13 protein-coding genes are annotated in these 14,577 nt (G+C 71.4%); 11 read left to right on the top strand and 2 right to left on the bottom strand.

Going from position 1 to position 14,577, the window contains the following annotated elements:
- The first annotated feature begins 132 nt into the window (after positions 1–132).
- Both ACZ4QV_RS00605 and ppgK read left to right on the top strand, forming a co-directional pair.
- Complete coding sequence (locus tag ACZ4QV_RS00605; RefSeq protein ID WP_467762431.1) at positions 133–1,194, top strand: 4-hydroxy-3-methylbut-2-enyl diphosphate reductase; 1,062 nt, start codon at positions 133–135, stop codon at positions 1,192–1,194.
- Between the two features lie 110 nt (positions 1,195–1,304).
- Positions 1,305–2,180, top strand: coding sequence for a polyphosphate--glucose phosphotransferase (ppgK, locus tag ACZ4QV_RS00610; RefSeq protein WP_361583114.1), 876 nt, complete (start codon positions 1,305–1,307; stop codon positions 2,178–2,180).
- Here the strand turns inward: ppgK and ACZ4QV_RS00615 are convergent.
- Positions 2,146–3,066 (bottom strand): DUF6542 domain-containing protein, encoded by a 921-nt coding sequence (locus ACZ4QV_RS00615; RefSeq protein ID WP_467762432.1) that lies wholly within the window; start codon positions 3,064–3,066, stop codon positions 2,146–2,148. The two genes, ppgK and ACZ4QV_RS00615, sit on opposite strands and share 35 nt — an antisense overlap.
- Positions 3,067–3,374: 308 nt before the next feature.
- Here ACZ4QV_RS00615 and ychF point away from each other — a divergent pair, with 308 nt between their 5' ends.
- The 3 genes from ychF to ACZ4QV_RS00630 all read left to right on the top strand — a co-directional run bounded on the left by ychF (position 3,375) and on the right by ACZ4QV_RS00630 (position 5,193).
- Positions 3,375–4,463, top strand: coding sequence for a redox-regulated ATPase YchF (ychF, locus tag ACZ4QV_RS00620; protein WP_361147151.1), 1,089 nt, complete (start codon positions 3,375–3,377; stop codon positions 4,461–4,463).
- Positions 4,464–4,660: 197 nt separating this feature from the next.
- Positions 4,661–4,942 carry a type II toxin-antitoxin system Phd/YefM family antitoxin gene (locus ACZ4QV_RS00625; RefSeq protein ID WP_361147148.1) on the top strand — a complete coding sequence of 94 codons (282 nt, stop codon included), beginning with the start codon at positions 4,661–4,663 and terminating at the stop codon, positions 4,940–4,942.
- Positions 4,939–5,193, top strand: a complete 255-nt coding sequence (locus tag ACZ4QV_RS00630) for a Txe/YoeB family addiction module toxin (protein ID WP_176163822.1) — start codon at positions 4,939–4,941, stop codon at positions 5,191–5,193. Before ACZ4QV_RS00625 ends, ACZ4QV_RS00630 begins: the two co-directional genes overlap by 4 nt.
- A 501-nt stretch (positions 5,194–5,694) precedes the next feature.
- Here the strand turns inward: ACZ4QV_RS00630 and ACZ4QV_RS00635 are convergent.
- Entirely contained in the window at positions 5,695–6,414 is a 720-nt protein-coding gene (locus ACZ4QV_RS00635; protein WP_361637714.1) for a PIG-L deacetylase family protein, read from the bottom strand.
- A 308-nt stretch (positions 6,415–6,722) separates the two neighbouring features.
- On the opposite strand from ACZ4QV_RS00635, the gene ACZ4QV_RS00640 reads away from it, so the two are divergent.
- The 6 genes from ACZ4QV_RS00640 (at position 6,723) to ACZ4QV_RS00665 (ending at position 14,532) form a co-directional block, all read left to right on the top strand.
- The gene (locus ACZ4QV_RS00640) at positions 6,723–7,475 is read left to right on the top strand and encodes a GntR family transcriptional regulator (protein WP_030020234.1); all 753 of its coding nucleotides are present in this window, start codon (positions 6,723–6,725) and stop codon (positions 7,473–7,475) included.
- A gap of 312 nt (positions 7,476–7,787) precedes the next feature.
- On the top strand, positions 7,788–9,494 hold the full coding sequence (locus tag ACZ4QV_RS00645; protein ID WP_361147144.1) for an APC family permease: 1,707 nt from the start codon (positions 7,788–7,790) through the stop codon (positions 9,492–9,494).
- 349 nt (positions 9,495–9,843) lie between these two features.
- Complete coding sequence (locus ACZ4QV_RS00650) at positions 9,844–10,023, top strand: SPOR domain-containing protein (RefSeq protein WP_030020236.1); 180 nt, start codon at positions 9,844–9,846, stop codon at positions 10,021–10,023.
- A 38-nt stretch (positions 10,024–10,061) separates the two neighbouring features.
- The gene (locus ACZ4QV_RS00655; protein WP_467762433.1) at positions 10,062–10,505 is read left to right on the top strand and encodes a (deoxy)nucleoside triphosphate pyrophosphohydrolase; all 444 of its coding nucleotides are present in this window, start codon (positions 10,062–10,064) and stop codon (positions 10,503–10,505) included.
- Positions 10,506–11,053: 548 nt separating this feature from the next.
- A complete protein-coding gene (locus ACZ4QV_RS00660; RefSeq protein ID WP_361147410.1) occupies positions 11,054–11,443 on the top strand; it encodes an ATP-binding protein in 390 nt (129 codons plus the stop codon).
- A 278-nt stretch (positions 11,444–11,721) separates the two neighbouring features.
- A complete protein-coding gene (locus ACZ4QV_RS00665; RefSeq protein ID WP_361147407.1) occupies positions 11,722–14,532 on the top strand; it encodes a SpoIIE family protein phosphatase in 2,811 nt (936 codons plus the stop codon).
- Positions 14,533–14,577 lie beyond the last annotated feature (45 nt).

Raw genomic sequence — 14,577 nt, forward strand, 5'->3', positions numbered from 1 at the left:
GGAGCCGGAGGGGCGCGACGGAAGCCGGAGGGGCGCCCACGCCCGCGTGAAGCGGAACCCGCGCGCCCCCGTCGCGCCGCGCGCCCCGCCACGTCCCGGCGGCAGCGCGAACCCCGAAGTCGGCCCCGTACGATGGATCGTATGACTGCTGCTACGCCCAGCCCGTCGCCCGCCACCGTTCCGGACGGCGAGACCGTTCCGGACGGAGACGCCGCACCGCGCGAGGACCGCCGCCGGGTCCTGCTCGCCGCGCCCCGCGGTTATTGCGCGGGCGTGGACCGTGCCGTGATCGCCGTCGAGAAAGCCCTGGAACAGTACGGCGCGCCCGTCTACGTGCGCCACGAGATCGTCCACAACAAGTACGTCGTCAAGACCCTGGAGAAGAAGGGCGCGATCTTCGTCGAGGAGACGGCGGAGGTCCCCGAGGGCAACATCGTCATCTTCTCCGCGCACGGCGTCGCCCCGGTCGTCCACGACGAGGCCAAGCAGGGCAAGCTGGCCACCATCGACGCCACCTGCCCGCTGGTCACCAAGGTGCACAAGGAAGCCGTCCGGTACGCCAAGGAGGACTTCGACATCCTCCTGATCGGCCACGAGGGCCACGAAGAGGTCATCGGCACCAGCGGCGAGGCCCCCGAGCACATCACCCTGGTCGACGGCCCCGACGACGTGCGGAACATCGAGGTCCGCGACCCGGACAAGGTCGTCTGGCTCTCCCAGACCACCCTCTCGGTCGACGAGACCATGGAGACGGTCGACGCCATCAAGGGCCGCTACCCCAACCTCCTCTCCCCGCCCAGCGACGACATCTGCTACGCCACGCAGAACCGTCAGACCGCCGTCAAGCAGATGGGCGCCGAGGCCGACCTGGTCATCGTCGTCGGCTCCAAGAACTCCTCGAACTCCGTCCGCCTCGTCGAGGTCGCCCTCGGCGCCGGCGCCCGCGCCGCCCACCTGGTCGACGGCGCCGAGGAGATCGACGAGAGCTGGCTGGAGGGCGTGACCACGGTCGGCCTGACCTCCGGTGCCTCCGTCCCCGAGGTCCTGGTGCACGGCGTACTGGACTGGCTCGCCCAGCGCGGCTACGAGGACGTGGAGACGGTCAAGGCAGCCGAGGAGTCGATCACCTTCTCCCTGCCGAAGGAGCTCCGCCGCGACCTGCGCTCCGAGGCGAAGTCCGCCGCCGAGAGCTGAGGGCTCCGGGGCGGCGCCCGGAGCCGTTCCAGCCGCCGGGCCCGGGCGGGCCGGCTGTTGAACCCGGAAGTCGAGGGGTGAACCGGCCCGTCCCCGCCTAGCCTCTAGGCATGAAGGTCTTTGGTGTGGACATCGGCGGGTCGGGCATCAAGGGCGCTCCGGTGGACCTGGAGCGCGGTGACCTGGCGGACGAGCGGTACAAGGTACTGACCCCGCATCCGGCGACCCCGGACGCGGTGGCGGACTGCGTCCAGCAGGTCGTGGACCATTTCGGCTGGTCGGGGCCGGTCGGTGCGACGTTCCCCGGCGTGGTGACCGACGGGGTCACCCGTACGGCGGCCAATGTCGACAAGGGGTGGATCGACCGGAACGCGGCCGCGCTGCTGGCGGGCCGCCTCGGCGGCGGGACCGGCGGCTGCCCGGTCACGGTCCTCAACGACGCGGACGCGGCCGGCCTGGCCGAGATGCACTTCGGCGCGGGCCGGGGCCGCGGGGGCACGGTCATCGTGCTCACCTTCGGCACCGGCATCGGCAGCGCCGTCTTCACCGACGGCAAGCTCGTGCCCAACACCGAGCTGGGCCACCTGGAACTGCACGGCCACGACGCGGAGAAGCGCGCGTCCACCAAGGTCAAGGACGACGAGGACCTGAGCTGGCAGCAGTGGGCGCACCGCGTGCAGAAATACCTGGCCCACGTGGAGATGCTCTTCTCGCCCCGGCTGTTCGTGATCGGCGGCGGTGTCAGCCGCAAGGCGGCGAAGTTCCTGCCGCTGATCGAGGGCATCCGGGCGGAGATCGTGCCCGCCCAGCTGCAGAACAACGCGGGCATCGTGGGCGCGGCGATGGCCGCGCGGGCCGCGGGCCAGGAGGGCGCGGCGGCCCCCGCCGGCGCGGGCGCGTCAGCGGGCCCACTCTCCCCGGCCCCCGCCGCTTCTCCTTCCCCCGACCCCACTACGTCGCAGGTCGGCTGGCCGGCCGATCCCTGACCTGCCCCGCGCGCTGGGCGGCGGGCTGCCCGGACGTGCGGCCGGGGCGGTGCGGCCCCTGGCCCAGCCCCGGGCGCTGTCCCGGCCCCGGCGCCTGCTCCGCACGCCGGCGCACGCGCTCCGGCGCCGCGCCCGGCGCCTTCCCGGCGCTCTGCGCCCGGGCGGGCGCCCGGCCCGCCGCACGCGCCGCCTGCCGCCGCGCGTGCCGTTCGGCCTGCCGCCGCGCCAGGGCCGCCGCCTTGCGTACGAGAACGATCAGCGCGCAGGTCAGTGTGCCCGCGTACAGCCAGCCCGCCTGCGTCGCCAGCACGGTGAAGACCCCCATCAGCAGTCCGCCGATCCCGCCCGTGTCGTGGCTGATCGGCACCGTTCCGACGGTGTACGCGATGGGCAGCGCGACCGGCGCCGTGATCAGGTCGTACGGCCGTACCCACAGCCCGGCGCACACGCTCACCAGGATGAAGAACACCCCGTAGGCCGTCGGCGCGGCACCGAACAGCAGTCGGTCGAAGAAGGCGAAGGCGAAGAGGGCGAGGGTGCTGAGCAGACCGCACCCCAGCCCGGTGAGCCGGGGCGCGGGCAGCCGCGCGGCGGCCGCCGCCAGCGGGGCCAGCGGCCCGCTCCGGCGCGCGCGGACCCGGTAGACGGTCGAACTCTCCTCGCCGAAGCCGTCCGCCCCGGGGCCGCGTGGGGCACCTGGACCGCCCGGGGCCCGGGGTGCTCCCGGAGTGCCCGCCGCATTCAGGGCGTCCCGGGCGCCCCGGGTGCTGGAACCGTTCGTCGGCACGGCCTCCGCGGGGCGGGGGAGCCGTGCGTCCTGGCCCGCTGCCGGACGGCCGGTCCGGGGCGGACTGTGCTGGGGGCTGCGCGCTCTGTGTTGCTCCACTCGGCAACGGTAGGCCGCCAAGTGGTATCAACCGGTTACAGGACACGCGTTTTGTCTGACCTGACCGGCCCATTCGGCGTACAAATCACCCCACGGCCGTAACGCAGCGTACGCATACCCGCCCTCGCGCCTTCACGAACCACGCCCGTGACCGCTCTCCGGCCGCCTGCCCCACCCCTTCCCCCGCCCCGTAGACTGGACGACCGGTCCTCCACGGACCGTACGGGCCCTCACGAGGGCCGCCCGGGCCCCCAGCGGTCCGTACGTACCGCCCAGTCCACTCGCATCCTCTCCGGGAAGTCGCCACCGTGTCGCTCACGATCGGAATCGTCGGTCTGCCGAATGTCGGCAAGTCGACCATGTTCAACGCCCTGACCAAGAACGACGTGCTGGCGGCCAACTACCCGTTCGCCACCATCGAGCCCAACGTCGGCGTCGTCGGCGTCCCCGACACCCGCCTCGCCGAGCTGGCCAAGATCTTCGACTCCCAGAAGATCCTCCCGGCCACCGTCGACTTCGTCGACATCGCCGGCATCGTCCGCGGCGCCTCCGAGGGCGAGGGCCTGGGCAACAAGTTCCTGGCGAACATCCGCGAGTCCGACGCCATCTGCCAGGTCATCCGCGCCTTCAAGGACGAGAACGTCGTCCACGTCGACGGCAAGGTCTCGCCCAAGGACGACATCGAGACCATCAACACCGAGCTGATCCTCGCCGACCTCCAGACCATCGAGAAGGTCCTGCCGCGCCTCCAGAAGGAGTCGCGCATCAAGAAGGACGTCGCACCGAAGGTCAAGGCGGTCGAGGAGGCCAAGGCCATCCTGGAGAAGGGCGACACCCTCTTCTCGCAGGGCATCGTCCAGGGCTCCGGCAACGAGGAACTCCTCCACGACCTCCACCTCCTCACCACCAAGCCCTTCCTCTACGTCTTCAACGTCGACGAGGACGAGCTGACCGACGAGGACTTCAAGGCCGAACAGCGCGCCCTGGTCGCCCCCGCCGAGGCCATCTTCCTCAACGCCAAACTGGAAGCCGACCTCGCCGAACTCGACGAGGAAGAGGCCCTCGAACTCCTCCAGTCCGTAGGCCAGCAGGAGCCCGGTCTCGCCACCCTCGCCCACGTAGGCTTCAACACCCTCGGCCTCCAGACTTACCTCACCGCCGGCCCCAAGGAAACCCGCGCCTGGACCATCAAGAAGGGCGCCACGGCCCCCGAGGCGGCCGGCGTCATCCACACGGACTTCCAGAAGGGCTTCATCAAGGCCGAGGTCATCTCGTTCGAGGACCTGGTGGAGACGGGGTCGGTCGCCGAGGCCCGCGCCGCCGGAAAGGCGCGCATGGAGGGCAAGGATTATGTGATGCAGGACGGGGATGTGGTGGAGTTCCGCTTCAACGTGTAAGCGGATGAATAACACCACGTCGCTGACGTGGCAAACATGCAGGTCAGATGGGGTCCACTTCTCCGAAGGCGGGCCCCTAGTCTTTCCCTGTGCTGGATGAGTGCTGGATCAGCTGAGCGATCATCAGATGGTTCCCCTCTCAGGCGACACCAGGAGTGGTACGTTATTCAGTACCACTTGATGGGAGGGTCGGAGTCATGTCTATGACCGCGAGTGAAGCCCGCAAGGACCTGTTTCCGTTGATCAAAAAGGTCAACGAAAACCATGAGGCCATCGAGATCGTCTCCAAGCACGGCAACGCGGTGCTTGTCTCGGCCGAGGACTACGCGGCGCTGCGTGAGGGCTCCTACCTGTTGCGCTCGCCGGCGAACGCCCGTCGGCTGCTCAAGGCTTACGAGAACGCTCTGTCGCACATCAACGTGTCGGAACGTGCATTGATCGATCCCGAGTCGCCGGACGCGGGTGCGGGCGCCGCGTGAGGCTCGTCTTCGAGGATCAGGGCTGGGAGGACTACACGTCCTGGCTCAAGAACGACCGCAAGATGCTCGCCCGGATCAACAAGCTCATCGAAGATGTCAGGCGTGACCCTTTCACAGGCATCGGCAAGCCGGAGCCGCTGAAGTATCACCTGCCTGGTGCCTGGTCGCGACGGATCGACGAAGAACACCGCCTCGTCTATCTGGTGACGGGTGAGGAGATCGTCATCCTCGCTGCCCGGTATCACTACTGATCGGTGAGTGCCCGGTGTGCTGGGGCGTCTCTTCCCCATCATCGGGCCGAGGCCGGCGTTCGAGAAGCCCGACCGATCTCAGAGATGGCAAGGGTGTGTCCGGTCGAGGGTCTTGAAGTCGATTCTGACCTCACCCAGTGGCGCGTCGGGCTGCCCCTTGTTCGCAGGAAGCCGTACCGCCCGCGTCGCGGAGTGATATCCGCCAGCTGATCGTGTGCTTGGCGCTCGGAAGGCGGTCCGGTACCCCGTCGCCGCCTACCAGCACCTCCCCAGGGTGCCCTCGGTCGGGTGGCGGTGGGCAGATACCTTGTCCGCGCTGTCTCGGTCGCGGGCGCTGGATGTGCTGGGTGACTTCGCACCGTGCTGGATCGGTGCTGGATGAGGCCTGCGGGAACCGCGTGGGGCGGATGCGACCCATGCGATGTTGTTGGAGAAGCCGCGGGAGGTCGCTGAGGTGGTGGAGGGCTTTGTGGCGCGTGTGATGGAGCGGGGAGCCCGTACTCAGCGCGGGTAGAGCTGGAAGAGGGTGGCGGGGGTGCCGCGGTATTGGGTGCCGGAGGTGTGGAGCAGGGGTTCGAGGAAGTTGCGGGCGTAGGTGGTGGGGTCTTGGGAGGGGCCCTCCAGGCCGGTGATGTAGGTGTGGTGTTCGGCGAGGGAGGCGACGGCCCGGTCGATGCCGGGGCCGACTTCCTTGGCGTGGGTGGGGTACGGGGAGCCGGCCACCGCTACCCAGCGGACGCCGTTCCAGGGTTCGAGGCCGAGTTCGGCCGTCAGGTCGGGGAAGATCCAGCGGTTGCCCGCGTCGCCTGCCGCGTCGAGGGTGGCGCGGCCCACGACCCGGTGGTCCGGGGTGTTCCAGGCCACGCCGCCCCAGGTGTCGTGATGGTTGAGGGTGATCAGCAGCTCCGGGCGGTGCCGGCGGATGGCGGCCGACAGGTCGCGGCGCAGGGGAAGGCCGGGCTGGATGACGCCGTCGTGGTGGTCCAGGAATTCGACCGTTCGGACGCCGACGGCGGCGGCGCTCGCTCGTTGCTCCGCCTCGCGGACCGCGGCGCACTCCTCGGGGCCGAGGCCGTCGATGCCCGCTTCGCCGCGGGTGACGAGGAGGTAGGCGACCTCGCGTCCGGCGTCGGTCCACTCGGCGACGGCGGCGGCCGCGCCGTATTCGAGGTCGTCGGGGTGGGCGACGACGGCCAGGGCCCGCTGCCAGTCCTCCGGCATGGGGGAGAGGGGGGAGGCCGGGGCGGCCCCGTCGGTGCCGCCGCCGGTGGGTGTGTCGGGCACGGTGGGCTCCTTCCCGTACCGCTCGGGCGCCGGGCGCGCGTGCGGCGTGTCGTACCGACTCTCGCACGAACGGCGCGGCCGTGCCGGGCAGCCGGGTGCGCGTGTCCGTGAGTGGTCAACTTCCCTGGCCGGTAGGCCGGTTGAGCTGGGCTTCATCACATCGAGTGAATTGCTGGCCCAGGCTTGCGGTCAACAACGCGCGGTTGCCACGCTGTTGCTGACTGTCAAGCTGTTGGGAGGGGCATGTGCCTTTCGGTGAGCAGCCCGCGTACCTCCGCGTCGCCGGCGACCTGCGCCAGAAGATCGTCGAAGGTGTGCTGCCCCCGCACACCCGCCTCCCCTCCCAGGCCCGCATCCGCGAGGAGTACGGCGTCTCCGACACGGTCGCCCTGGAGGCGCGCAAGGTCCTGATGGCCGAGGGGCTGGTCGAGGGCCGCTCCGGGTCGGGGACGTACGTCCGCGAGCAGCCCGTCCCGCGCCGCATCGCCCGCGCCGGCTACCGCACCGGCGTCGGCGCCACGCCCTTCCGGCAGGAGCAGGCCGACGAGCGGGTCAAAGGCACCTGGGAGTCCAGTAGCGAGCGGGAGGAGGCCGGTCCGGTCGTCGCCTCCCGGTTGCGCATCCAGGTGGGGGACCGGGTGATGCGCACGCGGTATCTCTTCCGGGCGGAGGGTGAGCCGGCCATGCTCTCGACGTCCTGGGAGCCGCTGGACATCACGGGGCGTACGCCGGTGATGCTGCCCGAGGAGGGGCCGCTGGCCGGGCGCGGGGTGGTCGAGCGGATGGCGGCCATCGACGTGATCGTGGACAACGTGGTCGAGGAGGTCGGGGCGCGCCCCGGGCTGGCGGAGGAGGCCATGGCGCTGGGCGGGGTGCCGGGCCACGCGGTGCTGGTCATCTCGCGTACGTACTTCGCGGGCGGCCGCCCCGTGGAGACGGCTGATGTCGTGACGCTCGCCGACCGCCATCGGGTGGCGTACCACTTGCCGGTGCACTGAGCCGGGTGGGGCAGGGTGTGGTGAGGCGGGCCCTTTTCCCTGCTTCGTGATGGCTGAAACCCGTTGCTACCTAGCAATTTTCCTGCCGCTACGGCCAAGATCGCACGTTGCGTACTGACGCGTAACCCGCCAGTAGCCACCCCCTAAGTAACAGTATGTCGGGATTTGGGAGGCCAATTGGTGTGTTGGAAACCTCACACCCCTTCAGCCAGACCCGAGTTTTGACCCCGCTTGGGAATCCGATCTTCCAATTCGCTCTTACGATGGCGAAGTTTGTGCACGGCACGGGGGAAGATCAGGAGACCAAGCACGTTGAGCACGACGCAGACCCAGAGCGCGGAGCAGGGCTCCCACTCGAATTACCGACGGTCCCTCGGGACCATTGCCCTGACCGCCACGGGTCTTGGGTCGATCATCGGTTCCGGCTGGCTCTTCGGGGCCGAGCGGGCCGCCGCCATCGCCGGCCCGGCCGCCATCCTCGCCTGGGTCATCGGCGCGGTCGTCGCGCTCACGATCGCCCTCACGTACACCGAGCTCGGCTCGATGTTCCCCAAGGCGGGCGGCATGGTCCGCTACGGCCAGTACTCGCACGGTTCGCTCGCCGGCTACCTCGCCGCCTGGGCCAACTGGATCGCGATCGTCTCCGTCATACCCGGGGAGGCGACCGCCTCCGTCCAGTACATGAGTTCCTGGAGCTTCGGGTGGACCCAGGGGCTGTACGACGGCAAGGAGCTGACCGGCAGCGGTGTCGCGCTGGCCAGCCTCCTGCTGATCTTCTACTTCTTCCTGAACTGGTTCGCGATCTCGCTCTTCGCGAAGACCAACACCGCGATCACGGTCTTCAAGGTCGTCGTCCCGATCCTGACCGCGAGCGCCCTGATGCTGGCGCACTTCGACACCGGCAACATCAAGGACCACGGCGGCTTCACGCCGAACGGCTGGAGCGCGGTCTTCACCGCCGTCGCCGTCTCCGGCATCGTCTGGGCCTACAACGGCTTCCAGTCGCCGCTGAACATGGCCGGCGAGGCCCGTAACCCGGGCAAGTCGCTGCCCAAGGCCGTCATCTACTCGATCCTGATCGCGCTCGTCATCTACGTCGCGCTGCAGGTCGCCTTCCTGATGGCGGTCCCCGGCGGCAAGCTGGAGTCCGTCGGCGGCTGGGCCCACCTCGGCTACAACTCGCCGCTGGCCGACCTCGCCGTCGCCTGGGGCCTGAACTGGCTGGCGCTGCTGCTGTACGCGGACGCGTTCGTCTCCCCGTCCGGTACGGGCATGATCTACGCGGCCACCACCTCGCGCATGATCCACGGCGTGCAGGAGAACGGTCACCTGCCGAAGATCTTCGGCCGGGTCGACAAGAAGACCGGGGTGCCGCGTCCGGCGCTGGTGCTGAACCTGTTCATCGCCTTCCTCTTCCTCGCCGTATTCCGCGGCTGGGGCTCGCTCGCCGAGATCGTCTCGGTGGCCACCGTGATCTCGTACATCACCGGGCCGGTCGCGGTGATGTCGCTGCGCCGTCTCTCGCCCGACATCAAGCGGCCGGTGAAGCTGCGGATCATGCCGGTCATCGCGCCCGTCGCGATGGTCTTCGGCTCGCTGGTCCTGTACTGGGGCCGCTGGCCGCTCACCGGCAAGGTCATCCTGATCATGGCGGTCGGTCTGCCGGTCTGGGCCTGGTACGAGCTGCGCAAGCCGTGGGCCGAGCTGAAGCCGCACCTGAAGGCGGGCGCCTGGATGGTGGCGTACCTGCTGGTCATGGCGTGTGTCTCGTACATGGGCGGCGAGGAGTTCGGCGGCAAGGGCTACCTGCCGCCGGGCTGGGACATCGTCGTGGTCGCCGTGATCGGTCTGCTCTTCTACGTGTGGGGTGTCCGCAGCTCCTGGCGCAACCCGTCGCTGGTCGAGGCCGAGGCGGAGTCGCTGGCGGCGGCCGAGGCCGAGGCCGCCGAGGAGCGGGCCGCGGCCGACAGCAACGCCGGTGACGCGTCCGGCGTGAAGTCGGAGGCGGGCAAGGCGTAGCGCCTCTGGGGCGGGGCGTCGCCCTTATCGGGTGGGGCGCACGCCCCCCGGGGCGCGGCGCCGTCCCTCTCGGGCACGACGTGACGCCCTGTCGGGCACGGAATTCGGCGGGCGCCGTCGGTGGCAGGAGCCACCGGCGGCGCCCGTTCGTGTGTGCGCCCGGGGCGTCCGCGGGGCGGCCCGTACGCCCCTTGCGCGCTGTTCGATGGCCGGTTCGGTACCTCTTTGTGCAAAGCCGTATCCGGTGCGTGAAGGTCGGGCGTAGGCTCGGGCATATGCGGAATGCGGTTTCGGCATCAGTGCAGGAGGGGCGCGCGACGGCGCGCTGGACGGCGGACGGAGGGGCGCGATGACCGACAGTGGAGCGGTGCTGCCCTGGCTCGTCATTCGCCAGGACGAGGGCGGCAACCGTTATCGCGTCGGCCGCTACGCCACCCGCGCGGAAGCGGAGCAGGTGGCCGACCGGCTCGACACCCGCAGGAACGGGCGGCTGTACGTCGTGGAGCGGGTGGGGCACGCCGCCACCTGAGACGAGGGAGCGACAGCGCGGGACGTAGGCTGCCGCGCATGACGGACGTGCGTGTGGTGGTGGGTGGAGCGGTGCTCGACGGGGGAAGGCTGCTGGCGGCGCGGCGCAGTGCCCCGATCGCGCTGGCCGGCCGCTGGGAGCTGCCCGGCGGCAAGGTCGAGCCCGGTGAGACGCCCGAGGAGGCGCTGGTCCGCGAGCTGCGCGAGGAGCTGGGGATCGAGGTCGAGCCGCTGGACCGGATTCCGGGGGAGTGGGCGCCGCGTCCCGGTCTCGTCCTGCGGGTGTGGACGGCCCGGCTGGTGTCCGGGGAGCCCCGGCCCCTCCAGGATCACGACGAGCTGCGCTGGCTGGCGCCGGGCCAGGAGGGCGAGGTCGACTGGCTGGACCAGGACCGCCCGGCGGTCGCCGAGGTGATGCGCCGCCTCGGGGCCGCGGAGGTGTCCGGGGCCTTGTATCCGTCCGGCGCCCCGTACGCCCCGTGACGAGGCCGCAGCTCCGCACATCCCGGGAGCCGCACAGGTCCGTGCGAGCTTGGTAGGACCTGGGGACCCCACAGGCCCTGGCGGCCTCATGGGCCGTGAAAACCTCATGGGCCCCGTACCGTGTCCGGCGCCCGAGCTGTCCCGTACCGCCCCGCCCCGCCCCGTACCGCTCCGCCTCGTACCGTCCCGCTCCGCCCCGCCCCGCCCCGCGCTGACCGGTCATCTTGTCACCTCACCGTTCCCCCGTACGGGACGATCATCGGATCGGCCGGGTCCCTCGTAAGGGTGTGCCCCGGTGTGGCGGCGCACCGGGGTGCCCCGCCGCACACGAGGCGTGCGCGCCGAGGCCCCGTATGCCTCAGTACGCCGTTTGTGCCACAGTGCGCCATTGAGGGCGATATTGACGCGCTGATACCGGGTATGTGCTGTTTACCCCCTCACCACGGACCATCCGGAGGGTGCGCGCATCGGGCTGGGAAGTGATCGGCGTGAGCGACAGTGCAGCGGCAGGGGTCCCCGAATCCGCCCCCTACGCGCCCGGACGCGGCATGATCTCCGGCTCCCCGCTCGCCGAGTGGAGCTTTCCGGCCGAGCCCGGGTCCGCCCGTACCGCCCGTGCCGTGGTCCGCGAGACACTTCAGGACTGGGGGCTGGACACCGTCGTCGACCTGGCCGTTCTGCTCGTCAGCGAGCTGGTGACCAACGCGCTGCGCTACGCCAGCGGGCCCATCGGCGTACGGATCGTCCTCAAGAGCGGGGGCGGTCTGCTCGTCGAGGTGTCGGACCCGGTGCCCGACCCGCCCCGGGAGCGCGCCGCGACTCCCGAGGACGAGGGCGGCCGGGGACTCCAGCTGGTGGCGTGCACGTCACGGAGTTGGGGCACCCGACATGGCAGGACAGGTAAAACAGTGTGGTTCGAGCTGTCTGTGGCGGGTTAGGAGTCTGGTGGCGGCCTGATCGTTGCCGTTTCATTGACATTCTGTGGACGGCCTGCGATCGAGACTGTGCTGTGATCGTGAAGACCGTGTTCCGGACAGCCGCGGTGCTGGATACTCGGCTCGTCCGGTCCGGGCACGATGAGCTGGAGGGGACGGGGCTCGTGAGCGAGAAGACATCTGGCGGGGCAGGACCCGCGCAGCCTGCCGGGCCGGGCGGTACGGACGGTCCGGCGCGGCCGTCGGGCCGCTCGGCGCCGGAAGGCGCGGAAGGCCCGCCGATATGGCAGAGCAGCCCGCCCGGCTCCATCTACGACTACATCCGGGTCGCGTCCTTCTCCCTCGGCCCCGACGGACGCATCGACCGGTGGAGCGAGCGCGCGGCCGAGATGCTCGGCATCCCCGCCGCCGACGCGGTCGGCAAGGACCCGGTGGCCGCCTTCGTCCCGCACGAGCTGCGTGAACAGGCCCACCGCACGGTCTCGCAGATCCTGGACGGCCGGGAGTGGACCGGGCTGGTCCCGTACCGCCCGCGCGGCGCGGACCGGGACGACGCGCCGGACGCCGGGGACGGCAGGCTCGCGGAGATCTATGTGATGCCGTCCGAGACGGCGGACGGCGAGCGGGCCGCGGTCTGTCTCGTCGTCGACGTCCACGCGCTGCGCGGCATCGAGACCGACCTCGCGGCCTCTCAAGCCGTTTTCGGCCAATCTCCGATGGGTTTCCTGCTCTTCGACACGGACCTGCGGATCCGCCGCGTCAACGAGCGGTTCGCGACCGTCTTCGGCGGCCCCGCGGCCAAGTACCGCGGGGGCGGGCCGCACGACTTCCTGCCCCGCTCCGAGGCCGAGCGGCTGCAGTCGGCGCTGCGGCGGGTGCTGGAGACGGGGGAGCCGGTCGGCGAGATGCAGCTCGTCGGTACGGTCCCGGCGCCCGCGCACGCCTCCTCCGCCGCCATCCCCGCCCCCACCGCTCCCGAGCCCTCCGCCCCCGCGGGCGCGGCGTACGCCTCCGGGGCCACCGGTACGGCCTACCCGTCCGCCCCCTCCGGGACGGCGTACCCGTCCGCGTCGGCCGGTACGGCCTACCCGTCCGGACCTTCGGGCCCGGCGTACCCCTCCACGCCGGGAGGTGAGGCCGACCGGCGCCGCTGGTCCGTGTCCCTGTACCGCCTGCACGGCGCCAGCGGCCGCCCCATCGGGGTCGCCGCGCTGGCCGCCGACGTGACGGGCCGCCGACGGGCCGAGCGGGAGGCCGCGAGCGCCCGCCGCAACCTGGCGCTGCTCAACGAGGCCGGTGCCCGTATCGGCAACTCCCTCGACCTGGAGACCACCGCCCGCACGCTGCTCGACGTGGCCGTGCCGCAGTTCTGCGACCTGGCCTCCGTGGACCTCTACCAGGGCCTGCTGGCCGGCGACGAGGCTCCGCCGGGGATGGCCGACGGCAGCGCCGAGCTGCGCCGGGTCGCCTTCTCCAGCGCCGTCTCGGACGCGCCGCTGGCCACCATGGCCTGCGACGTGCCCGAGGGCGAGGCGGGGCCGGTCGCGGTCGGCGCCGTCCACCGCTACCCGTTCAACTCCCCGTGCGCGGGCGCGCTGCGTACGGCGCAGGCGCAGATCATCCCGGGCCGGGAGAACGAGGAGCGGGCCGAGCTGGGCGCCGTGGTGCACTCGACGCTCGCCGTGCCGATGGTCGCCCGCGACACGGTGGTCGGGCTGGTGCAGTTCTCCCGGACGAAGGGCAGCGAGCCGTTCGGTGAGCGGGACACCGCCCTCGCGGTCGACCTGGCCGCGCGCGCCGCGGTCTGCATCGACAACGCCCGGCTGTACCGCAGGGAGCACGAACGCGCCCTGATCCTCCAGCGCAGCCTGCTGCCGCCGGGCGACCCCGAGGCGGCCGGCCTGGACATCGCCTGCCGCTATCTGCCGGGCACGACGGCCACCGAGGTCGGCGGTGACTGGTTCGACGTCATCGAGCTGCCCGGCCACCGCACCGCGCTCGTCGTCGGTGACGTGATGGGGCGCGGGCTGCGCGCCGCCGTCGCGATGGGCGAACTGCGGACGGCCGTACGGACCCTGGCCCTGCTCGACATGGAGCCGGCCGAGGTGCTGTCCGCGCTCGACGAGATCGCACGCGGGCTCGGCGCGACCGGCGGCGGCGCCCGTACGACGTCGCGCGCCCCGCGCAGCCGTTCCGCGCCCCCCTCCGGCGCGCAGGCGGGCTCCCCGGCGGACGCCTCGCGCTGCGGCTCCGGCACCGCCGACCTCTCCGAGGTCTACCTCGCCACCTGCGTCTACGCCGTGTACGACCCGGTCACCCGGCGCTGCACCTTCGCCAACGCCGGGCACCTGCCGCCCGTCATGGTCGAGGAGGGCGAGGAGGCGCTGCTGCTGGACGTGCCGCCCGGTATGCCGCTGGGCGTCGGCGGCGAGCCGTTCGAGGAGACCGAGGTCGAACTGCCCGACGGCGCGCTGCTCGCCCTCTACACGGACGGCCTGGTCGAATCCCGTGACCACCCGCTGGACGAGGGCCTGCGCGCCTTCCAGACGGCCCTGTCGGAGGCCGGGCGCCCGCTGGAGGACGTCTGCGACCACGTACTGAACGCGCTGGACACCCGGCACGGCGAGGACGACATCGCGCTGCTGATGGCCCGCGTGCACGGGCTGCCCAAGGACTCCGTCGGTGACTGGAACCTGGCCCCCGAGGCCCGCTCGGTCTCCCGCGCCCGTGAGCTGGCCCGCGACCAGCTCACGGACTGGGGGCTGGAGGCCCTGGTCGACACCACCGAACTGCTGGTCAGCGAGCTGGTCACCAACGCGCTGCGGCACGGCCACGGCGAGATCCGGCTGCGGCTGCTGCTGGACCGGACCCTGGTGTGCGAGGTGTGGGACGCGGACCTGGCGCAGCCCCGCCGCAGGCGGGCCCGGGACACCGACGAGGGCGGCCGCGGCCTCCAGCTCGTCGGGCTCCTCAGCGCGGGCTGGGGCAGCCGTCGGACCCCGCGCGGCAAGACCGTCTGGTTCGAACTGCCGCTCCCGGACGGCGACACCGCCCTGCCCGATCCGGCGGACGCTCTGCTGAGCCTGTTCTGACGGGCGCGGTTCCGGTCCGGCTCAGGCGCGGCCCCGGCGCACCGG

It is taken from the genome of Streptomyces sp. NPDC026394 (genome assembly GCF_055567735.1).